This is a genomic window from Providencia vermicola, from assembly GCF_020381325.1.
In the GTDB taxonomy this organism is placed as follows: domain Bacteria; phylum Pseudomonadota; class Gammaproteobacteria; order Enterobacterales; family Enterobacteriaceae; genus Providencia; species Providencia vermicola.
The window spans coordinates 184,402-206,417 of the sequence record NZ_JAGSPI010000011.1 but is presented as its reverse complement, the minus strand read 5'-3'; the positions used below and the strand labels follow the sequence as shown (position 1 = coordinate 206,417).

The following is a 22,016-nucleotide window of genomic DNA, read 5'->3' as shown; positions in this document are numbered from 1 at the left end:
AGATGTGTATAAGAGACAGCTATATTAGTATATTACCTCTACATGAGATAATGTTTTAATATCAAGTTTGGTTGTCAAATTTGATATTAAAAATATTTATTAAGGTAATTAATATGGAAATTAATTTTAAGAATAATAATGCTAAGTATGAAAGAATCAGTGAATTGATGCAGTCAGTAGGAAATAGATTAAATAAAATTAATAAGTTGGAGAAATCGATAGACAATGATTTCAATCAAATTATTAGAAAAAATCAGTCTAGTACCTCTGAATTATCAGATAAAATTATAAATGGCCTAATGGATAAATCTTTTGTAATAAATGCTAAGGTTCTTTCACATAAAAAAACGGTTAAACAACTGGCGCAATTAGTTTCAAAAACAAAAGAAATGATCTCAGATGATCAAAATTCTTTTTCTGAACATTATTCAAATGATAACGACTTGGACGATAATAATAGTGAATTCAATAAGTGGATAAATGAAGGTGACCATCGTGTTGTTAATGATGCTATGACGAATAAACTACTAGAGTTTAAAGTATCACACAAATTTATAGAGCCATTAGGACAGCGGACGATAAGAAAGATTGTTCAACTAAACAGTGAGTCAATACATATTAATAACGCAGTAGCTGAAATCAAACGGTTACAGCAAGAGCTAATTAGTGATTATCGACAGGAAAGAAGAGATGTGATTGTAAAGGGAATGATTATAGAGCAAATCAATAAAGCGGCTCAATTGGTCGGCGATCAAACCACTGTCTTCAATCCAGCTCAAGAATCTAGCTCCGTGCTAGGGGCATTAGTTGGTTCTCAACACAATACACCAGTACCTATTGCATCCTATCACTGCTTGGGAAGAACAGGCTTTTGTGGAGTAACACACTAACGGCCATTTTGATAATACATTAAAACAAGGTTCTCACTCAGGTGAGTACCTTGATTCAATATTTTGATGATAGCGGTTAGTTAATATACTTACCTTCTGAAAAATAAAGATTTTTTTGGTGAAATACTTTGATTTAATAGTTTAATCCATAAGATTCGGGTTTTTAATTTTATTTTTTAATCTTTTTGCCGTATAAAGTTTTACCGAATAACCTTCCTAACATTCATCATGTCAATTAATAAACTTATTGATTCACTTTCCTCACAAGGTTGGTATGTGTGGGATGATTTTCTGACCCTGTCAGATACCCAAAAAATAAAACAATGTATACCAAATACATTGCAAGATGCGCGTATTGGGCATCGAGATTCATTACAAGGCAACAAAGCAGTTCGCAGTGATCAAACCGTTTGGTTAGAACCCGAGATGGGAGCTCCCATTGCTTTTTATATGGATAAAATGGAGGAAATACGGCAAGCACTAAATTGCCAACTGTATTTAGGCTTGCGGGACTTTGAAACTCATTTTTGCCGTTATCCCAATGGTGGTTTTTATAAAAAACACGTTGATAACCCTAGAGGCGCTGGTCGTCGTAAGGTAACAACAGTTTTATATATGAATGAGTTATGGAAATTAGGGGATGGTGGTGAATTAGTTGTTTTTGATAAAGAAGATAATCATTTGTTTAAGTTAGAACCTTTAGCGGGAAGAATGATCTTTTTTATGTCAGAAGAATTCCCTCATGAAGTACTACCTACAGAACAAAAACGTGAAAGTATAGCTGGTTGGTTTTTAATCGAAAAAATTCTCTAGCATTTACCTCTTGATGCCGCCTCTGAAAGGAGGCAGGCAGTTAACTGTTCATTCGATAATAAAATAGATGTTGAATTCCTGAATAATTTGGTTATTTTAAATTTGCCATTTACATACGGCTATAAATAACGACTAATTTATCATTAATTTAAATGGAAATTATAAGGGTGGATTAAGTTATGAATTTATTTTTTAATAGAGATAAGTATATCAATATTCTAAATGAAGAAAAAGAATATCGAAAAGAACTTGAGGGTTTAATCGGTTATAATAAAAAACAAATAAAAAATGAAATTAAATCAGATAATAAAGATGAGAATTTAATCAACTATCTTGAAGCAGAAAACAAAGATTACCAAGTGACACTCGATGCGGTGAATAAAAAAATAGAAGAAATTGAATCAGCTTTTGAATTAATTTATCGCACATCTCGTAACTTTAAAAATGAGTTAATGAATAATGGCTTTATTCAGCAACCAAGCAGTGATGTAATGCTAAGAGAGCAAATAGCCAGCTTTCCATTACAAGAAGGGGTCACATTGGGTGGAAAAGAGAGTTCTATTGCAAGGCAATCTGTAGAGACATACTCGATGTTGTGTAGAACATAATTAAGTTTGTCCAATTAGCCACCCTATAAAACAAGGGTGACTAATTTATATATTAAATCAATCGTTTAAACTCTTTTCCCACAAAGGTTAAAGATGCATTTCCTCTCTCAATTTGGTAATGAGAAAGATGGCGCTGTTTATCAAGATCTGTTTGTTGTTGAGATTGGTATTCACTGAGCTTCCAGTGAATTAACGCTTTAGCGAGTTTCTTATTCGCATGCTGGCTACGTTCCGATTGGACTTTTACACTAATCCCAGTAGCGATATGCTTTGCTCTGACAGCTGAATCAGTTTTATTCACATGTTGCCCCCCTGCCCCCTGAGCTTTGATGAATTCAAATTCAATTTCACTGTCTTCAATCGGTTGAATCGGTGAAAAATGGGTCACACTCATAAACCAATTTTTTCGTTTATGGCGGGGGCGTAAAGGGCTCTGGCATTGCCATTGTACCGTCCCACACCAAGCTTGAAGCAGTTGTTCTCCATGCTCTCCATCAAGAGAAAGCAAGGCAGATTTTAACCCATGTTTGGAGGGAAATGATTCCAAAACATCAATGGTAACATGAAGGCTTTTTGCCTCTTGTAAAAAACAAGCTAGGGCTTTTTCAACAGCAATACAGCATTCTTCGGGGCCCTGTGCAGAGGAAAATTGTAATAACATAATTAACATTCCCCACTGGTTTTATACGTGATAATAGGCTTTAGCCGAGCCACGACCTGAATCATGCCAATGTTCACCATACTTTCAATCACTGTATCAATAGATTTATAAGATTGCGGTGCTTCTTCGTAAATCAATTGTTTATTTGCACAAATAACACGACTACCTAATGCAGTTCGAGAGAGCTGAAGTGGTGTATAACGGTGTGATAATCGCCCTTTGCATTCAGTTCGCATCCACTTGCGACCCGCGCCATGAGCAAGAGAATTAAGACAAACTTCATTCGGCTGAGGGGCGACTAAGTAACTGTAATCCCCCCGTGAGCCTGGGATTACAACAAAACCACGATCAGAAGGCGTTGCGCCTTTACGATGAATCCAACCATCAATTCCGTTGATATTACAGGGCTCAACTAAATTATGGTTGATATCTAAGCTCAGCTCTCCTGTTGCTTTAACTTGTTGCAACAGGCGTAAGCCAATTAAACGGCGGTTTACCTGTGCAAAATTGAGTGCACACTGATGCGCATGTAGGTATTCTTTTGCATCATTAGAGTCTTCATAAAGTCCGTTGTGGCTGTGGCGTTCCACATGTTGACGTAAGATAGTTTGCCCTAAACCACGGGAGCCACTGTGAACCAGTAACAGCAACTGCTGTTTATTTAAACCGCTTTCGGCAAATAATTTAGGCTGTAATATTTCATCTATTGATTGAAATTCAGCAAAATGATTGCCGCCACCAATAGAACTTAGTGATGTCATAAAATCATGTGATTGCATGTCATTAGGAACATGCTCATCAAGCCATGCTAACGGGGCGTGGTCTGGCATTTCAGAAAGTTGCTTTTCCAGTTTATCGAGGTTAACTTTAGACTTTTTGATATCTGTTTGAAATAAACTCATTCCGCAGCCAATGTCATTTCCGACAAGGGCAGGGTAGAATCGTTTGGTGGAAAAAAATGCTGCACCAACTGGGTATCCACGGCCAGGATGGAGATCTGGCATGCCAACAACGGATACCATATCAGGTAAGTTCGCAGTAATTTGTAATTGTTGGATTGCTTTACTTTCAATCCATGTTGCTTCTGTGGCGATATAACTCACGTGTTCGCTCACAGAATGAAAGGTATTGCCCATAAGTCATTAACTCATTTCTAATTAAAAAATAAGGTGAATTAGCAGGCAAAACTGAATAGAAAAAATCTAGTACTGAGTATGCCCGCAAAGAGTGTGATTAGTTGTTGTCATGATAAACCTCCTTGCAGTTTGTTATTGAATAGAAAACGCTGCGGATATTAGCGAGATATATTTTTTTTTGCAAGCGTTATTTTTTTAATGAAAAATTTAGTCTTTTTCCTAACATTAATAATTTAAATAACAAGTTATTAATGGTTTTTTATTTAAATTCCTATTTAACTATTTCTTTAATAATATCTAAATCAAGTGTTTTGAATAAATGCTTTTTCTGAGATTAAACGTGCGAAAAATATAAAATTTTGCTACTCTGCTGTTGGGTGCTTGAACCTTTCTGGTTCAAGTAACTTATTCTGGATCAGAAATGAAAAAGCCCCGTTAGTTATTAATCACCAACGAGGCTCGATCCAAACCCAAACAGTTAGGATTGTGCCTCTTAACAATTAAGAGGTCAAGGGAAATGAGCAAGTTCGCAGTGATTGCGTTTGTATCGGCGTGTATTATCGTGTTAGGTTTTTCGTTATTAATACGCGACAGGGTATGTTATGTCGTTATTAGTCATGGGAATACGGTTGTTCAGACAATATTTTCTTACGAAGAATAATATTGTATTACGAGGGGAGTTATTCCCTCGTAATTTCTCGTTAATTGTTTGGTTTGTGGTATCAAGCACCTGAACTATTTTAGTTTTAATTAATTATGCGAATATAATTAAAAATCAAAATTAAAAAATAATATTATTTTAATATTGGTACGTGCGTAAAATATAAAATTTTGCTACTCTGCTGTTGGGTGCTTGAACTTTTCTGGTTCAAGTAACTTATTTTGGATCAGAAATGAAAAAGCCCCGTTAGTTATTATTCACCAACGAGGCCTGATCCAAACCTAGACAGTTAGGATTGTGCCTCTTAACAATTAAGAGGTCAAGGGAAATGAGCAAGTTCGCAGTGATTGCGTTTGTATCGGCGTGTATTACCGTGTTAGGTGTTTCGTTATTAATACGCGACAGGGTATGTTATGTCGTTATTAGTCATGGGAATACGGTTGTTCAGACAATATTTTCTTACGAAGAATAATATTGTATTACGAAGGCGTTAATTCCCTCGTAATTTCTCTTTTCAATTGTGTTAGGTTTTGGAATTAAGCACTCAATTAAAAACACCCCAAGGTTTTATTTAATCCATGGGGTGTTTATTTTATTTCATCGCTTTATTTTAAATAATGAAATGAAGCTCACTACTAAGCAATATGAACTGTTTTTCCGCCGATAATTGTACGCAGTACTTTTACATTTTCAATATCATCCGTAGGGATTTCAAATACATTACGATCCAATACAATCATATCTGCGAATTTACCTGCTTCTAATGAACCAAGGACATCTTCTCGGTGCTGTGCATAAGCCGAGTCAATCGTTGCACTGCGAAGAACCTCAGTCACAGTCAGGTCACGGTCATTATCTAGTCGTGGTGCTTGTTGGCCATTAATATCACGGCCTCGGCGTGTTGCTGCGACTTTTAAGTCATACCATTCATCAAAGTCATCGATAGGCCAGTCGCTACCAAATGCGACAACTGCCCCAGCATCAACAAATTTAGCGATGGGCTCTAATTGCTCAAAACGCTCTTCACCCAGCATATTCTTTTCAAATGCAGCTAACTCAGGCGTTGGTGCAGCCCATTGGAAAGACAAACAAGCAATCGTTTTTAAACGCGCAAAACGTGCGTAATCATCCGCATGAACAAGTTCATTGTGTGCTAAACCTGGGCGAATATCTTTTTCAGGGTGAGCAGCGCGCATTTTTTCGATGGCATCTAAAACAATCGAAACGGCACCTTCGCCAACGGTATGCAAGTGTGGGTCATAGCCTGCTGCCGCAATTTTTTCCATTAGCTCATCGAGGATTTCAGCGGTGAAATAGAGGTCGCCATAGTTGTCAGTCTCAACCCAATTTGGTGCGTCATCGGTGCCTTGGTTAATGCGATAAGGCTGTAATAATGACGCTGTCATGGTTGGAAATTGCATCACACCATCGACAAACATCTTAATATTATTTAAACCGATACCTGGTGTTGGAGTCCAATCAGCTTGGTGCCATTTTTTAGCGAAGGCAACCGCTTTATCAACTGCAGCAGCAACGGAGGCCACATTAGGCGTTTCGTCTGGCGTGATTTCACGCGCAGCTTGGAAACGAATTGTGAGGTCACCGCGTTGTTGTAATTGTGCAAATGCCTCGAGTTGTTGCTCAGAAACACGGGCGTCCATCACCATGGTAACACCTTGTTGATTAAGCACTTTTTGCACGAGCTCGGCAACTTCAATCGCTTGATCATCACGAATAGAAGGGATGCTATCAGCAGCACGCATCGCAGGGGCGTCTTCTAAAATACCGTTAAGTTCACCGTTTTCATATTTACCAATTTTACCATCTGGTGGCTCAGGGGTGTCTTTGGTAATACCGAAGAGCTCGAGAGCACGGCTATTAGCAAGCAGTGTATGGCAATCGTTCGAAAAGAGCACGACAGGGCGTTTGGTATTCAGTTTGTCCATGTCTTCGCGGTACATATCAATACCGGCGGGGATCATGCCTTGGCGTAACCAAGCAGTGACTTTTAACCAATCATTTTCACCCGTACGTGGGTCTTTATCTAAGTGATCTTGTACACGTTCGAGAATTTGATTAATGGTTAGTGATTCATAGTTTAAATGGCAACCGAATAATTGAATTCCCCCCCAAAAAGGGTGCATATGGCCATCAATGATGCCAGGCATCATCATTTTGCCTTCTAAGTCGATACTTTCCGTTTCTGGCCCAACGTATTGATGAAGCTCATCAGACGAGCCTGTGGCTAAGACATAACCATCACGAACAGCAATCGCATCAACGATGCGGTCTTGAGTATCTGCGGTATAGATATAACCGTTAAAATAAATAACGTCAGCAAATTGATTATTCATTGTAAACCGTCTGTATCAGTGGCGCTTGAGAAGAGCCAGAGCTAAAAAAACAACGGGGAAGGCTAATGCTTTCCCCGTAATCATTTATTAGGCTTTGAATGATTAGTTAATAATCATCTCAGTTTCATCGTCAGAAATTGCAGGTGGACGACGAGTAAAGCCATGGGTGAGCAATGCCAAATAAACGGCACCTGCTGCTAACCACCATAAACCGACCTTAAAGGCTTCGCTATCAAGGCTTGTCCATAACCATAAGGTGAGAACAACACCAATGGAAGGCATGATAAGGCAGGTAATCATTTTTGTATTATCTAATGACGCTTTGCGATCAATATAAAAATGCTTAATGACCGATAAGTTCACGAAGGTGAATGCAATAAGGGCACCAAAGCTGATCATCGAGGCGACCATGCTTAAAGATAGTACTAGCGAAAGCAAGGACGCAACCGCAACAAAGATAATTGAATAAATCGGTGTGTTAAGCCTTGGGTGCAAATAAGCAAACAGCGAACGAGGTAGTACACCCTCACGGCCCATGGCATAGAAAATCCGCACGATACTGGCTTGTGATGTCATCGCAGAAGCAAAAACACCAATCACATAAGCGGTAATAAAGCTGGATGCCATCATCGCACCGCCAACCTGTTTCATCACTGCAAGGCTAGCAATATCTGTGTTCGGAATGAAATCTTGCCACATTGGGTACACTAAATGCGCACCATAGGAAATAACCACAAATAAGGTACCAGCGATAAATACGGTGTATAAAATCGCTTTTGGTAAGGCGTTACGTGCATCTTTGGTTTCTTCCGCCATGGTTGAAATCGCGTCAAAGCCTAAGAATGCTAGACATAAGACGGCGGCTCCCGCAAAGAGTCCTGGTACTTGATCTGCCATGACTGTAATTGGCGCTAATAAGGCATCAGTATCCAATACAAATGATGTTTTAAAGCTTAAGTATAAAAATACGCCAATAAACACAATTTGCATCAAAATGATTAGCATATTCATTGAGGAAACTAATTTAATTCCCAAAATATTCATAATGCTAACAATAGTGATGGTACTGCAAATAATCACATACATTGGAATATCTGGGAAAGCTTCATGAACGAAGATCCCAATGGCAATGTAGTTGATGATCGGTAGAAATAGATAGTCGAGCAATTGTGCCCAACCCACTAAAAAGCCGAGTGTGCCGCCAAAGGTTTTTTGCACATAAGAATAGGCTGACCCCGAAAGTGGGAGTGCGCTAGTCATACGACAATAGCTCATAGCAGTGAAGAAGACGGCAGCTAATGTAATTAAATAAGCGACAGGGAGATGCCCTTCACTTAATACAGTGACTTGCCCATAGGTGGTGAAAATCCCGAGTGGCACCATATAGGCCAGCCCGAAAAAAACTAACGCAGGAGTGGTCAGTACGCGTTTCATTTGAACGGTATTCTGTTGCATTTTGAAGCCCTTCCCAAAAGCCCTTAACAACGTCAACTCTGTCTGAATACACAGGCCGAGTGAACCTAAAATGCAGCCGTACTCGTCATACTTCGAATCACAACGTTGTTGGCTTTGCGCGTTCGCACTAGTCACATACTTTTGTATGCTCCTAGCGACTCTCTTGCTTGCCGCCTAGTTGTGTTTTCGAATTATTTAGAGTCATACTCGTCATACTTCGAATTACCACGTTGTTGGCTTTGCGCGTTCGCACTAGTCACATACTTTTGTATGCTCCTAGCGACTCTCTTGCTTGCCGCCTAGTTGTGTTTTCGAATTATTTAGAGTCATACTCGTCATACTTCGAATTACCACGTTGTTGGCTTTGCGCGTTCGCACTAGTCACATACTTTTGTATGCTCCTAGCGACTCTCTTGCTTGCCGCCTAGTTGTGTTTTCGAATTATTTAGAGTCATACTCGTCATACTTCGAATTACCACGTTGTTGGCTTTGCGCGTTCGCACTAGTCACATACTTTTGTATGCTCCTAGCGACTCTCTTGCTTGCCGCCTAGCTGTGTTTTCGAATTATTTAGAGTCATACTCGTCATACTTCGAATTACCACGTTGTTGGCTTTGCGCGTTCGCACTAGTCACATACTTTTGTATGCTCCTAGCGACTCTCTTGCTTGCCGTCTAGTTGTGTTTTCGAATTATTTAGAGTCTTACCGCTACATGGTTGTATTAAATTAAATTTTAGAACCGGCTGTATTCAATTTCAGAAAACCTCGCACCAGGACATCTTAAATTGAATGTCATCGTGCGCACTTTAATGAAACGTCAGTGATGAATCGGACCATCACCATCCGCTGGGGTGAATACAAACGGCGTACAATATAATTACCAAGTTCCTATTAAGCAATCATTAATTGAAAAAAATAAACAACTACTTTTATTTCAATAAGTTGTTTAGTGGATGAGATATTAATTGAAGTGGATTTAAGATAAGTTAAATAATAATCATTTTTAGAAGAAAATCAAGCTTAATTGGCTGAATCTAACTAGTTGATTTTTATGCTGTATTATTGATTGTGGAATAGAGGTAAGGATATTTAATGATAATTAATCTATTTTATTTATGGTTATTTAAAATAAAAGCCGTAGCATATTGAAAACTAAATTCGTGAGTTTTTTCATTAATTAAATTAATTGTTTTGGTTCCATATAATGAAACACCAACGCCGATTTAAATATAAAACGGCCGCTGGTGTTTGAGTTTAGGGCTAATAAACAGCTAATTGAGATACAAAAATACAATAAGCGTTATTTTTTTCTCAGTTTTTGTTGAGTATATAATGCATCTAATGTAAATAAAATTAATGCAACCCAGATAAAACCAAAGGTGATTAGCAACTCAGATGTCATGACTTCGCCATACATAAACACTGCCAATAAGAACATAATACTTGGCCCCATGTATTGGAAGAAGCCTAATGTTGATAGTCTTAAATGATTAGCTGCTTCAGTAAATAACAGTAATGGCACCGTAGTAATAACCCCTGCGGCAATTAATAATGCGTTGAGATGCCAATCATTCATTGCCATATTGCTAGTCGGACTGTCTGCAAAGAATAACAGGAAGATAATGCCGACAGGGAGTAACCAAAGTGTTTCAAAGGTCATTCCAATTTGTGCATCAACCCCTAATTTTTTACGTAATAATCCATAAGTTGCGAAAGTTACAGCAAGACTTAAGCCAATCACGGGAACAGAACCGAATTGCCACAATTGGATTAAAACGCCAGTTAAAGCGAGACTTACGGCTATCCATTGCATGCGGCGGAAACGTTCTTGTAGAAATAGCATCCCAAATAAGACGTTAACGAGCGGGTTAATAAAATAGCCAAGGCTAGCTTGTAGCATATGACCATTATTGACTGCCCAAATATAGATCAGCCAGTTACAGGCAATCGTGGTTGCGGTAACACCTAAAATTAATATTTTCTTGGGTTGCTTGATAACTTGGCGTAGATAACTCCAGTGCCGTGTCACGGTTAATAACAAAAGCATAAAGAAAAATGACCAAATAATACGATGAGTCAGGATTTCTTCTGCGGGCACTTCTTGGATACTTTTAAAATAAATAGGGGCGACACCCCAAATAAAATAGGCGCCTAAGGCACATAATACGCCTTTGGTAGTATTTTGCTGGCTCATTGTTGGCTCTGAAATTGAATTAAAGACAAAAAAGAAACTTATACAGAGATAACGAGCCGTAGATTATGCAGATCATGCGGCTCGATTTTTGATGCTTCTAATGTGACATTGCTCATGTTTTTTTACAAGCTATTAGTTTACTAGGTAACTAATTATTTACAAGATTGGTTCATCCTACGAGATAAGTTGCTGTTGCCGTTGCAATATGTTGATTATTTTCATTATGTAATTCACAACGCGTGACGGCAATTTTATTACCATCTCGTAATAAGCTTGCACTCGCTGTAAATACCTCTCCGCGACCTGGGCGCAAATAATCGACTCGTAAATCAATGGTGCCCATGCGAGACATTTTATCGACAATTTCAGAATGAGTGAGCGGATTAATGCGCTGTAAAATGCGGTTAATACACACCATCCCGCCAGCAACATCCAAAATAGAAGCAATCACGCCACCATGTAGAATATTTTGCGTAAAATTACCGATCAACTCTTGGCGATTCTCAATGGTGAGTTGAACAAAATCGTCATTAATGTGTGCCAGTTTAATACCGATTAGCTGATTAAAAGGCATTTTATAGATAAATGCGTGGCTCATTAACTCACTGGCTTCTTCTAAAGAATAAGTACGGTCATTCATCGGTTTCATCCCTTAAATAATATGTAAATAGAAAGTTAACATTATGTATTAACTATGTCTCTAACAAACGCATGAATAATCTTTCAACAGTAAAGCGTTTTTGTGTGTAAAATAGGACAAACTTTATTTTTGTGACAATGAAAATAGGAATGACTAATGCGCGCTTTACCGATGTTGATAAGTGCAGTGCTCTGTTTTTGGTCTGCTTCACTGTTTGCTACTGAAAATACGGATGTTCAAGCCGATCAGAATATAAAAGATAACACGCCAATTCGCGGCAGCATTATTTCTGGTTTATTGCAAAATTATGATAATCCATTTGTTTTGTATCCTTATGAATCTAATTACATTATTTATACCTATACTTCTTCGATGAATAAAAACGCAATCTCCAGTTATAACTGGGGGGATGATGCGTTAAAGGATGAAGTAAAATTTCAATTAAGCTTAGCATTTCCACTTTGGGCTGGTATTGCTGGGGATGACTCTATTTTAGCGGTTTCGTATACTCAGCGTTCTTGGTGGCAGCTGAGCAATAAAAAAGAATCCTCCCCTTTTAGGGAAACTAATTACGAGCCCCAAGTATTTGTTGGTTGGTTAACTGATTATCAATTTGCAGGCTGGACCTTACGTGAATTTGAAACAGGTTTTAACCATGAATCCAATGGCCGCTCTGACCCTACATCCCGCAGTTGGAACCGTCTTTATGCACGAGCCATGGCGCAAAATGGAAATTGGCAGGTTGATCTCAAACCGTGGTATCGCATTCATGAAAGTGAAGGCAGTGATGATAACTCAGACATCACAAAATACATGGGATATTACCGCGTAAAAGTTGGCTATGCGCTGGGGGACAGTGTCTTTACTACCACTGGTCGTTATAATTGGAATACAGGGTATGGTGGTGCAGAATTAGGTTGGAGCTATCCAATCAGTAAACATGTGCGATTTTATACCCAGTTATTTAGCGGTTATGGTGAGTCAATGATAGACTACAATTATCGCCAAACACGTTTTGGTATTGGTGTTATGCTAAACGATATGATGTAGTTTAGATTCCCCATTGCCCCCATATTATCTGACAAGGCTTAATTGCCGTGTCATAAACCAACAATTTCGCTGCTCACATGGGCAGCGACTTGTTTTAGAGATTGAGGAAGTTTGTGTCCACTGCTTGTGTCATTAACCAACTTTCACTGGCCGAAGACGTGCTTAATAGCACGTTTGGTTATCAGTCATTTCGTCCAGGCCAAGATGCGGTCATCGGTGCTATTTTAGATAATCGTGATTGTTTAGTATTAATGCCAACGGGTGGTGGAAAGTCTTTGTGTTATCAAGTCCCTGCGCTTGTAAAGCAAGGCGTGACGTTGGTGGTTTCACCGCTTATTTCCTTGATGAAAGATCAAGTTGACCAACTACGTTTGCATGGTGTGAATGCGGCCTGTTTAAACTCATCTCAAACTCCGTTAGAACAGCGTCAAATCATGGAGTTATGCAGCAGTGGTGAGATTAAATTGTTGTATGTTGCCCCTGAGCGGTTATTAACTGATTATTTTCTCAATCAGCTTTCAAGCTGGGACATCACGTTATTAGCGGTGGATGAAGCACACTGCATTTCTCAATGGGGGCATGATTTTCGGCCTGAATATCGTGCATTAGGGCAATTACGCCAAACGCTGCCCAATGTGCCTGTTATGGCACTAACTGCAACTGCTGATGAAACAACACGAACTGATATCATCCGTTTATTGGCGCTCCATGATCCACTCGTTCATATCAGTAGTTTTGATAGGCCGAATATCCGTTACACCTTGGTCGAAAAATATAAGCCGTTAGATCAGCTTTGGTTTTTCATTAAAGGCCAAAAAGGCAAAGCAGGTATTGTTTATTGTAACAGCCGTAGCAAAGTGGAAGAAACCGCGGAACGTTTGCAAAAACGTGGATTAAGCGTTGCAGCGTACCATGCAGGGTTAGATAGCCAACAGCGTGAGTGGGTACAGGATGCATTTTTAAAAGATAATTTACAGATTGTCGTGGCAACAGTGGCATTTGGTATGGGGATAAACAAATCAAATGTCCGTTTTGTGGCGCACTTTGATATCCCACGTAATATCGAGGCTTACTACCAAGAGACTGGACGAGCAGGGCGCGATGGTGTTGAAGCTGAAGCTGTTTTATTTTATGACCCTGCGGATATGGCGTGGCTGCGTCGTTGTCTTGAAGAAAAACCCGCAGGTATGCAACAGGATATTGAACGGCACAAACTTAATGCTATTTCTGCCTTTGCTGAAGCGCAAACTTGTCGCCGCTTAGTTCTACTTAACTACTTTGGCGAAAACCGTCAGCAGCCTTGCGGTAACTGTGATATTTGTTTAGACCCACCAAAGCAATATGACGGGTTAATTGATGCTCAAAAAGCACTTTCTTGCATTTATCGTGTTGGTCAGCGCTTTGGTATCGGCTATATTGTTGAAGTATTGCGCGGGGCAAATAACCAACGCATTCGTGATTTAGGCCATGATAAATTACCTGTTTATGGTATCGGCAAAGAGCAAAGCAATGAACATTGGATAAGCGTGATCCGCCAATTGATCCACTTAGGGATGATCACTCAAAACATTACTCATTTTTCCGCGCTGCAGTTAACGGAAGCGGCAAGGCCCATTTTACGCGGGGAATCTGCGTTACAGCTTGCCGTACCACGGGTTTTAGTCACAAAAAGCCGTAATCAGCAAAACAAAGTTTACCATGGCAACTATGATAAGAAGCTATTTGCTAAACTGCGAAAATTACGTAAGTCGATAGCGGATGAGGATAATATCCCGCCATTTGTGGTGTTCAACGATGCTACATTAATCGAAATGGCAGAACATGTCCCGACAACTTCCGCAGAATTGTTGCTAATTAATGGCGTTGGTGAACGCAAACTGGAGCGTTTTGGCGAGTCATTTATGACTCTCATCCGAGACCACCTTGAAGGTTATGAATGAATAAATAAGGAACTGTAGGATGACGCCTGAAAGCCTAAAAAAGCGCTGGTTAACGCGAGAAACTCAGTTTTCAGCTTTTGCGAATGGTCCGCTTTTAGACTTCTGGCAGCGTCGTGAAGAACGGCATTTTCAGGGCGTTGATGATATTCCTATCCACTATGTTCGTTTTATTCATCCGAAGCATCATAAAGCTATTGTCATTTCTCCTGGTCGCAGTGAAAGCTACATGAAATACCCTGAAGTGGCGTATGATTTTTATCACTTAGGTTATGATGTTTTTATTCTTGATCATCGTGGGCAGGGGCGCTCTGGGCGCATGTTAGCGGATCCCCAAAAAGGCCATGTCGAAAAATTTACTGATTATATCGATGATTTTGAAAAGTTTATTGAGTTAGAAGTCAGATATCGCCACTACCTGAAGTGTTATGCATTGGCGCACTCAATGGGGAGTGCCATTTTAGCGGGTTATTTGCTACGGGATCATGTGACCTTTGATGCAGCCGCGTTATGTGCACCAATGATTGGTATCAATTTACCGATGCCACGTTGGATGGCTAGTTTTATTGTTGATAGAGCCGAATCACGTGAGAGTGTGCGTAATGATTACGCCGCTTCGACGGGTAAGTGGCAACCTTTACCGTATTTAATCAACGTATTAACCCATAGTTCAGAGCGTTATCGGCGCTATTTACGTTACTATGCGGACTACCCTGAATTGCGACTTGGTGGCCCAACATACCACTGGTTGCGTGAAAGTTTTGCGATTGGTGATGAGCTAATTGCAAAAGCGGGAGAAATTGATGTACCACTGATGGTGTTAGAGGCAAGTGAAGAAAAAGTGGTCAGCAATAAAGAGCTACAAGCTTTTTGTCAAAGTCGGCAAAAAGCGCAAATAGGACGAGAAGAAAAATTACCCCTCATTATCGAAGGGGCTCACCATGAAATCCTATTTGAAGTGGATGCATTAAGGGCCATGGCACTCAATGCTATCTGTGATTTTTTTGACCAGTATTAGTTAGGGTTTGAATATGAAATATCCGTTAGTGGCTTCCGATTTGGATGGGACACTGTTATCGCCCAACCATGATTTAACGTCTTATACTAAAGACACCTTAAAACAACTCATTACAACACAAGATGTCCGTTTTGTGTTTGCAACGGGTCGCCATCATGTGGATGTTGCACAAATCCGTGATGGGTTAGGCATTGATGCCTATATGATTACCTCGAATGGGGCAAGGATCCATAATACCAATGGGGATTTAATTTTTGAGCATAATGTGGACGCTGAAATTGCGCATGAACTTTGCTTGATGGAATTTGATAATCCAGAACTTATCACCAATTACTATCACGGTGATGACTGGTTTATTAACCGAGAAAGCCCTGAGCAAAAAGAATTTTTTAAAGAGTCAGTTTTCAATTACCAGTTATTTGATCGCCATGACTTTGCAACATCTGAAGTTTGCAAAGTCTATTTCACGAGTGAAGATCACGATTTGCTGGTGGATTTACAGCAGCGCATTCAAAACCGTTGGCAAGACCGCGTGAATGTCACGTTTTCCCTACGCAGTTGCTTGGAAGTCATGGCAGGGGCGGTTTCTAAGGGAGAGGCTCTTAAGCAAGTTGCGGCGCTGCACGGCTTAATGGCTAATGACAGTATTGCATTTGGCGATGGTATGAATGACAAAGAGATGCTGACTGTCGCAGGAAAAGGCTGCATTATGCAAAATGCGCATCAATTACTTAAAGATGCCTTACCACAAATGGAGGTCATTGGTTCAAATGCAGATGACGCCGTTGCACGTTATTTAAGGCATCAATACCTTAATCAATAACAATCTATTTTTATGAAATAAATAAGCCAGATAGACCCTATGTTTGTCTGGTTTTTTTGTATCTCTGGATTAAAAATGAGAACAACCCGTGTGTTATGCAGCGAAACGTGCTTTTTGTGAAAATTAGGTCACTTTTCCTATTTTTTCCTACTTAAACTGAATTTACACTAGGGGAATGGGTGTTTGAGTCGATATTAATGGATAGCGCTGTGTTCACAGTTAGCAGATTGCACTGTTGAGGGTTCCTTAGGATGAAAAAAGTTGCGTTAGCACTGTTGTTGGGTTCTGTTTGTTTTAGTTCTGTCTTAACGGCTAAGCCTGTCGTTGCTCCGACAGCGACTTCATCGACACAGCAACCTACCCTTGAGCAAATTACACAGTTAGCGCAAAAAGGTGACCCAAACGCTCAATTTCAACTGGGTGAACGTTATTTCAAAGGCCAAGGTGTTTCCCAAGACTCTAAAATTGCTGCTGAGTGGTTTATTAAGGCAGGAAACCAAGGTAACTCTGATGCTCAGTTTCGGCTAGGTACCATGTTTGTGAATGGTTTTGGCGTTCGCCGCGACTATGATAAAGCGATGCTGTGGTATGAACAAGCTGCAGATAACGGCGACACACGTGCAGAAACCAATATGGCAATGATGTATGCACAAGGCCTTGGTGTGACGCAGAATTTAGAAAAAGCGGCATTTTGGTTTAGAAAGGCAGCACAAGGTGGAAATGTGATTGCACAATTCCATATTGGCCAAATGTATTCAATTGGTAGTGGTGTTGATTTAGATGATGAAAAAGCGGTGTTCTGGTTTCGCAAAGCGGCTAAACAGCAAGATGCTAAATCTCAAGATCGCCTTGGCGTGATGTATTTTGAAGGACGAGGTGTGAAGAAAAACCTATCTCAAGCTTATGCTTGGCTGTCAACCGCGGTGTATAGCGGTAATGCGGAAAGCCATCGCCTACAAGATAAAATCGCCGCTCAATTAAGCCCAGCAGAACTGGAGCAAGCACAAAAACTGGCGGAAGGTTATATCAAGTCTTACGGGCACAAAGTGAGTTAATCCTTATTGATTAGCGGGAGAACAATTGGGCTCCCGCCATGATGATTATGGATACAATAAGGTAGCCCCAACTCAATCGGTAAAAGCGGTTATATCCCCACCCACGTCGGATCTCTAGTTGCAATGGCTTTGATGAAAGCTTGGCTGCAAGCATTCGAAATACCCCAATATAAACCAGGCAATAGATTTGCCAGAGATAGAGCGTGTTGAAAGCGAATGTCTTTCCAATAATTAATAAGATAATTAATGGGATCAAAAAGAAGAGAATCGACCCAACCCGCTCGAGTTGAGTGATCCGCAATACAATACCTTCGTCTTTATCATTTAAACCTTGCGCCATAATACTGTTTACAGCTCGCCAGATTTACGTGAAGGATTACGCGCAGAAAGGTTGTTAGTTGCACTTTGCAGCGAGTTATCGCGTACATCCACCCTTGCTTGGAATGGTGGGAACGGCAAGGTAATGCCTTGTTCTGCGAAGGAGGCCAAGATGTTTTGATGAATTTCATGGCGAGCAGGTAAACGGTGCCCCATTTCTGCTGCATACACCCGCAACTCAAATATTTGAATACCTTGTTGCAAATCGACCAAATAAACCTCAGGAGCCGGGTTGTCTAAGATCATTGTGGAGCGTTTTGCCGCACGCAAAATTGTATTGGTGACGAGCTCGCTGTTTGCATCAGATGGCGCAGGGATAGTCATCACGATACGAGTGACGGTGTCGGAGAGCGACCAGTTGATAAACTGTTCAGTGATAAAGGCTTTATTTGGCACGATGATTTCTTTTCTATCCCAGTCCGTTAAGGTCGTCGCACGGGTGTTGATCTTGGTAATGCTGCCCGTTAAGTTGCGGATCGTAACGGTATCGCCAATACGAATGGGTTTTTCGAATAGGATCATCAAACCAGAAATAATGTTAGCGAAGATCTCTTGTAAACCAAAACCAAGCCCAACCCCCATCGCAGCAACTAACCATTGCAGTTTTGACCATTCGATCCCTAACATTGAGAAGCCAACAATCGTACCAATGATCGTAATAGTGTATTTCGTCAGTGTGCTAATGGCGTAGCCAGTACCTGGTGTTAAGTCCAAATGCTGCAAGACGGCTAATTCAAGCAATGCAGGCAGGTTTCGCACCAACTGTGCGGTGACAATAATCGTTAAAATCGCAATAAAAATGGAGCCCATCGTAATTGGCTGTACGGTGTCCACACCATTGACAGTGGAGGTCACATCCCAGAGGCGAATGTTTTCAAGGAAAGAAAACGCGGTATGCAATTCAGACCACAGCCAAATTAAGGAAACCAAGGCTATCATGGTTAAAATTGAGCGTACTAGTCCAACAGATTGGGTACTAATAGTATCAAGGTCAATAACCTGTTCCTCGATATCAATATTCCCTTCGCTACTGCCACTTGATTGCGCGTTGTCGTCTTCCCCTTTTGCTCGTTGTGCGAGGATTTCAGCACGGCGCTGTTTCGCACGTTCAAAGGCCAGTTTACGGCGCTGCATCGACATCCAACGGCGAATGGTGTGATAGACAATTAAAATCACAAACCAAATCGCTACAGAGGTTTCTAAGCGAGCAAGTAATGCTTGTGATGTGGAGAAATAGCCGAGGATAGAGAAAAATGCCGCCACAATTGGGGCAAGTAAGATCATCCACCATAGGCCTTTATTAACAACATTATCCCCTGAACTGTGCCTATCCAAATAGAGTGGGATCTGAGAACGGCGTAAGTTATTAGTGATTAAGCTTAAAGCGATACAGAGGAAAATAAAGCAGAAACGGCCGACACTGGCAGCGAACTCGCGGTCGCTATAGTGTTCGAAGGTAATAATTGACATCACCAATGGAACAATGACAAATATCGCCATACGGTAATAACGCATCGCCCGTTTTACCGCGTCTTTATCCCAGCCAAAATGCGCAATAAATAAACCTGTTGGACGAGAGAACGTTTCACTGATCATAAATAGCCACAACAGTGGCGTGGTTGCGCTGACGCCATAGCCAATGGCGGCTGCCATCGGATATTGCCATGCGCTCTGTAGCCCATAACCAATCGCAGACCACATCATAGGTAATGGCAGAGCCACGATAATTGACCAAAAGATAGTTCTGATAGTCAAATAAAAGCGGTCTTGCGTCACTTTACCGATACGTAAACTAGAGCGATCAAGAAAGGCTTGGTAATGCTTGCGTGTACTTACGCTGAAGATAACTAAAATGATAGAACCCAAAAGATACAAAAAGGTATCTTGTGTGGTGAGCATCACATTCAGTGCACCAGCGACTTGGGAAAGCGTATCCAGTGATAGCAACTGTGTAATATCAGTAACTAATAAGACTGGATATTTAATATTAATAGGGGGGACATCAGCCACCCAGAACAGATAGCGGTTCGAGGCATCTTTGACTTCTTTAAGCGCATCAGTGAGCTGCCCTGTCGCCACATTGAGCTTAGTGAGTTCCAACATTTCGGCATCAAGGCCTGAAATCAATGAGGTCAGGAGCTCTCGGCGAGTTTTGATCAGCGATTGATATACTTGAACTTGCGCTGGGTTGAGGGCATGTTCAGTTTCTTGCTCGGTGGTATCAATTTTACCTAATCTATCAAGGGCATCTTCGTAATTTAAGCGCTGCACGCGTAAGTCTGCCATTTCGCGGTCTAGCTGTTGGCTTTTGGGAATATCTGGCAAGCGAGATAATTGCGTTCTTAGAGCTTCTCCAAGGGTACTTGAACTGCTGATCCACTGAGCTTGCTCACGGATTGTTGTCAGCGCTTGGCGTGCATCGCGAATGCTGGTGGACATCTCGGTTTGACTGGTATTAATCGCACTCATACGCTGAGCTTGCTGAGTGAGCTCCTGAGACATTTTGCGGTTAATATCTAATTCTTCTTTTAAGAAGGGGGTCAGCTCTCCTTGAGCAGCCAACATTTCCGTGTGTTCTAGCGCCAAAATTGCTTTTTGTTGGCGCTGAGTATTTTGGAAATCACGTAGGTTTTGTAGCTCAAGCTCCATACGTTGATAGCGTTTTTTATACAGCTCCAACGTCAGGCGTGAAATTTCTTGGCGGTTATTGGCGGAAAGCTGCGCCATTTCCAGTTCGTTTACTGTAGATTTGCGAGCACTTACTTCGGCTTGAGCCAAGGTATATTGGGCATCAGCTAAAGGTGTTGATGCAGTACTTAACGATTGGAAGCGGGATGTTGCTTCCGTGAGTAAGCGCCTTGCTTCAGACAATTGTTGAGGCAAAATGCTCAATGATTCACTGATTTCACGGCCTTTATCTTGTTCCTGCTGCGTTAAACGACTTTGATCCAGTAATTGGCTACTCAGTTGGATAATACGTTGCTCAAGTTCACTTAAGCTAATTCCAACAGGAATAGGAGCAGGTTCATCGTTTTCATTAAGTAATTTTTGGCGTATTTCTTTGATAATTTTAGGGAAATTATCAATGGCTTCTTGGTAAGACTTTACTTTGGCATCGGAATCGCGGGTTTCGCTCATCCAATTGAGCGCACCTTGCAATGCTTGCGCAATTTCCGCGTCTTTTGGATTGGTACTCGATTCAAGTTGTTTGAGCTCCTGCTTAATCTGTGCTTCATCCTGCGATGCTATGGGCGCCGCAACAGAAGAAAAAGCGATTAACAAGCTAAGTACAAAACTGATAATCAAACGCACAGTGAGGAGCTCCTTCAAGGACATAACCGTAAATTAAACGCCGACAGATTCGTTATGAGTCTCAACCGAAACCGTCTCGGCGAGTAATTCACCCATGCGTGTTGCATAGCCTGGGATGAGTGATGAATTAAAGGTCACTTTGTTTGGTTCAAACAAGTTAATGACGGTAGAACCTAACTTAAACAGGCCCATTTCTTCCCCTTTTTTCAGGAAAACAGCACCTTCAGAATTTAATTCAGGGTAAACCCAACGTTTGATTACGCCTTCACGACAGGTATTTACACAGCCACTCCAAACCGTTTCAATGCTACCCACAATAGTGGCACCGACTAAAATTTGTACCATCAGACCAACAGGGGTATCAAAGACACAAATTAAGCGCTCATTACGGGCAAACAGGTTTGGGACGTTTTGTGCCGTCAATGGATTTACAGAGAATAAATCACCTGGAACATAAATCATCTCTTTAAGTAAGCCATCGCAAGGCATGTGGACGCGATGATAGTCACTTGGCGAAAGATAAGTGGTAATGAACTCACCACCACGAAAACGCTCTGCTAATTGGTATTGACCTGCCAGTAAGGCTTCAACGGTATAGTTATGGCCTTTTGCTTGGAAAATTTGGTCATCATTGATAGAACCTAATTGGCTCACTGCGCCGTCAGCTGGCTGTGCCAGTTGGTTGTCTTTTTCAACAATTGGGCGGGCGTCTTCTTTGAGTAGACGAATAAAGAAGTCATTAAAGGTTGCGTATGCGGTGAGTTCGCTTTTTTGCGCTTCATTCATATTCACTTTATAGGCTTTAGCAAATAGTTTAATTGCCCATTGCGTCATAAACCCAGCGTTGCGACTTGCAAACCAGCCTGCAAATTCAGTAAGGCATTGTTTTGGAAGCATATATTGCAAGCGAATTTTAATTTTGTCTAGCACGTTAACCTCTGATTTTTAAAGGTATGTTAGCGAAAAGGCCGCCATTGTACACAGTTTACTCGTTGTATTTCAAACTATCGTGTTAGGGGGTTATTACCCA

Annotated in this window: 19 protein-coding genes; 10 read left to right on the top strand and 9 right to left on the bottom strand. The window is 40.8% G+C overall.

Annotation, left to right across the window (positions count from 1 at the left end; all coding sequences use genetic code 11):
• Nucleotides 1-113: 113 nt before the first annotated feature.
• From KDJ85_RS16825 to KDJ85_RS16815, 3 genes are all read left to right on the top strand, one after another.
• Complete coding sequence (locus KDJ85_RS16825) at nt 114-890, top strand: hypothetical protein (protein ID WP_225820615.1); 777 nt, start codon at nt 114-116, stop codon at nt 888-890.
• 228 nt (nt 891-1,118) lie between these two features.
• Nucleotides 1,119-1,703 carry a 2OG-Fe(II) oxygenase gene (locus KDJ85_RS16820; RefSeq protein WP_225820614.1) on the top strand — a complete coding sequence of 195 codons (585 nt, stop codon included), beginning with the start codon at nt 1,119-1,121 and terminating at the stop codon, nt 1,701-1,703.
• 179 nt (nt 1,704-1,882) lie between these two features.
• On the top strand, nt 1,883-2,311 hold the full coding sequence (locus tag KDJ85_RS16815; protein WP_225820613.1) for a hypothetical protein: 429 nt from the start codon (nt 1,883-1,885) through the stop codon (nt 2,309-2,311).
• 52 nt (nt 2,312-2,363) lie between these two features.
• On the opposite strand, the gene prfH is transcribed toward KDJ85_RS16815, so the two are convergent.
• Nucleotides 2,364-2,972 (bottom strand): peptide chain release factor H, encoded by a 609-nt coding sequence (prfH, locus tag KDJ85_RS16810; protein WP_225820612.1) that lies wholly within the window; start codon nt 2,970-2,972, stop codon nt 2,364-2,366.
• Between the two features lie 2 nt (nt 2,973-2,974).
• Nucleotides 2,975-4,108 carry an RNA ligase RtcB family protein gene (locus tag KDJ85_RS16805; RefSeq protein ID WP_225820611.1) on the bottom strand — a complete coding sequence of 378 codons (1,134 nt, stop codon included), beginning with the start codon at nt 4,106-4,108 and terminating at the stop codon, nt 2,975-2,977.
• Nucleotides 4,109-4,625: 517 nt separating this feature from the next.
• On the opposite strand from KDJ85_RS16805, the gene KDJ85_RS16800 reads away from it, so the two are divergent.
• Both KDJ85_RS16800 and KDJ85_RS16795 read left to right on the top strand, forming a co-directional pair.
• A complete protein-coding gene (locus KDJ85_RS16800; protein ID WP_225820610.1) occupies nt 4,626-4,769 on the top strand; it encodes a Hok/Gef family protein in 144 nt (47 codons plus the stop codon).
• Nucleotides 4,770-5,097: 328 nt separating this feature from the next.
• The gene (locus tag KDJ85_RS16795) at nt 5,098-5,241 is read left to right on the top strand and encodes a Hok/Gef family protein (protein WP_225820609.1); all 144 of its coding nucleotides are present in this window, start codon (nt 5,098-5,100) and stop codon (nt 5,239-5,241) included.
• Between the two features lie 163 nt (nt 5,242-5,404).
• Here KDJ85_RS16795 and KDJ85_RS16790 read toward each other — a convergent pair whose 3' ends face one another.
• From KDJ85_RS16790 to KDJ85_RS16775, 4 genes are all read right to left on the bottom strand, one after another.
• On the bottom strand, nt 5,405-7,123 hold the full coding sequence (locus tag KDJ85_RS16790) for an amidohydrolase (RefSeq protein ID WP_225820608.1): 1,719 nt from the start codon (nt 7,121-7,123) through the stop codon (nt 5,405-5,407).
• A gap of 102 nt (nt 7,124-7,225) precedes the next feature.
• Nucleotides 7,226-8,578, bottom strand: a complete 1,353-nt coding sequence (locus KDJ85_RS16785; RefSeq protein ID WP_225820626.1) for an APC family permease — start codon at nt 8,576-8,578, stop codon at nt 7,226-7,228.
• Between the two features lie 1,301 nt (nt 8,579-9,879).
• The gene (gene rarD, locus KDJ85_RS16780; RefSeq protein WP_225820607.1) at nt 9,880-10,773 is read right to left on the bottom strand and encodes an EamA family transporter RarD; all 894 of its coding nucleotides are present in this window, start codon (nt 10,771-10,773) and stop codon (nt 9,880-9,882) included.
• A gap of 169 nt (nt 10,774-10,942) precedes the next feature.
• Nucleotides 10,943-11,413 (bottom strand): thioesterase family protein, encoded by a 471-nt coding sequence (locus KDJ85_RS16775; protein WP_206083130.1) that lies wholly within the window; start codon nt 11,411-11,413, stop codon nt 10,943-10,945.
• Between the two features lie 156 nt (nt 11,414-11,569).
• On the opposite strand from KDJ85_RS16775, the gene pldA reads away from it, so the two are divergent.
• The 5 genes from pldA (at nt 11,570) to KDJ85_RS16750 (ending at nt 17,296) form a co-directional block, all read left to right on the top strand.
• Nucleotides 11,570-12,463, top strand: coding sequence for a phospholipase A (gene pldA, locus KDJ85_RS16770; RefSeq protein ID WP_225820606.1), 894 nt, complete (start codon nt 11,570-11,572; stop codon nt 12,461-12,463).
• 113 nt (nt 12,464-12,576) lie between these two features.
• On the top strand, nt 12,577-14,403 hold the full coding sequence (gene recQ, locus KDJ85_RS16765) for an ATP-dependent DNA helicase RecQ (protein WP_225820605.1): 1,827 nt from the start codon (nt 12,577-12,579) through the stop codon (nt 14,401-14,403).
• 19 nt (nt 14,404-14,422) lie between these two features.
• Entirely contained in the window at nt 14,423-15,418 is a 996-nt protein-coding gene (gene pldB / locus KDJ85_RS16760) for a lysophospholipase L2 (RefSeq protein ID WP_225820604.1), read from the top strand.
• A 13-nt stretch (nt 15,419-15,431) separates the two neighbouring features.
• Nucleotides 15,432-16,241 (top strand): sugar/pyridoxal phosphate phosphatase YigL, encoded by an 810-nt coding sequence (gene yigL / locus KDJ85_RS16755; protein ID WP_206083138.1) that lies wholly within the window; start codon nt 15,432-15,434, stop codon nt 16,239-16,241.
• Between the two features lie 251 nt (nt 16,242-16,492).
• A complete protein-coding gene (locus tag KDJ85_RS16750) occupies nt 16,493-17,296 on the top strand; it encodes a tetratricopeptide repeat protein (protein ID WP_225820603.1) in 804 nt (267 codons plus the stop codon).
• Nucleotides 17,297-17,306: 10 nt separating this feature from the next.
• Here the strand turns inward: KDJ85_RS16750 and KDJ85_RS16745 are convergent, their stop codons facing one another.
• Genes KDJ85_RS16745 through asd form a run of 3 tightly spaced genes read right to left on the bottom strand, consistent with a single transcriptional unit; the run spans nt 17,307 to nt 21,916 of the window.
• Nucleotides 17,307-17,636, bottom strand: coding sequence for a hypothetical protein (locus KDJ85_RS16745; protein WP_225820602.1), 330 nt, complete (start codon nt 17,634-17,636; stop codon nt 17,307-17,309).
• Nucleotides 17,637-17,644: 8 nt separating this feature from the next.
• The gene (gene mscM, locus KDJ85_RS16740) at nt 17,645-20,986 is read right to left on the bottom strand and encodes a miniconductance mechanosensitive channel MscM (RefSeq protein WP_206083144.1); all 3,342 of its coding nucleotides are present in this window, start codon (nt 20,984-20,986) and stop codon (nt 17,645-17,647) included.
• Nucleotides 20,987-21,019: 33 nt separating this feature from the next.
• Nucleotides 21,020-21,916, bottom strand: coding sequence for an archaetidylserine decarboxylase (gene asd, locus KDJ85_RS16735; protein WP_225820601.1), 897 nt, complete (start codon nt 21,914-21,916; stop codon nt 21,020-21,022).
• Nucleotides 21,917-22,016 lie beyond the last annotated feature (100 nt).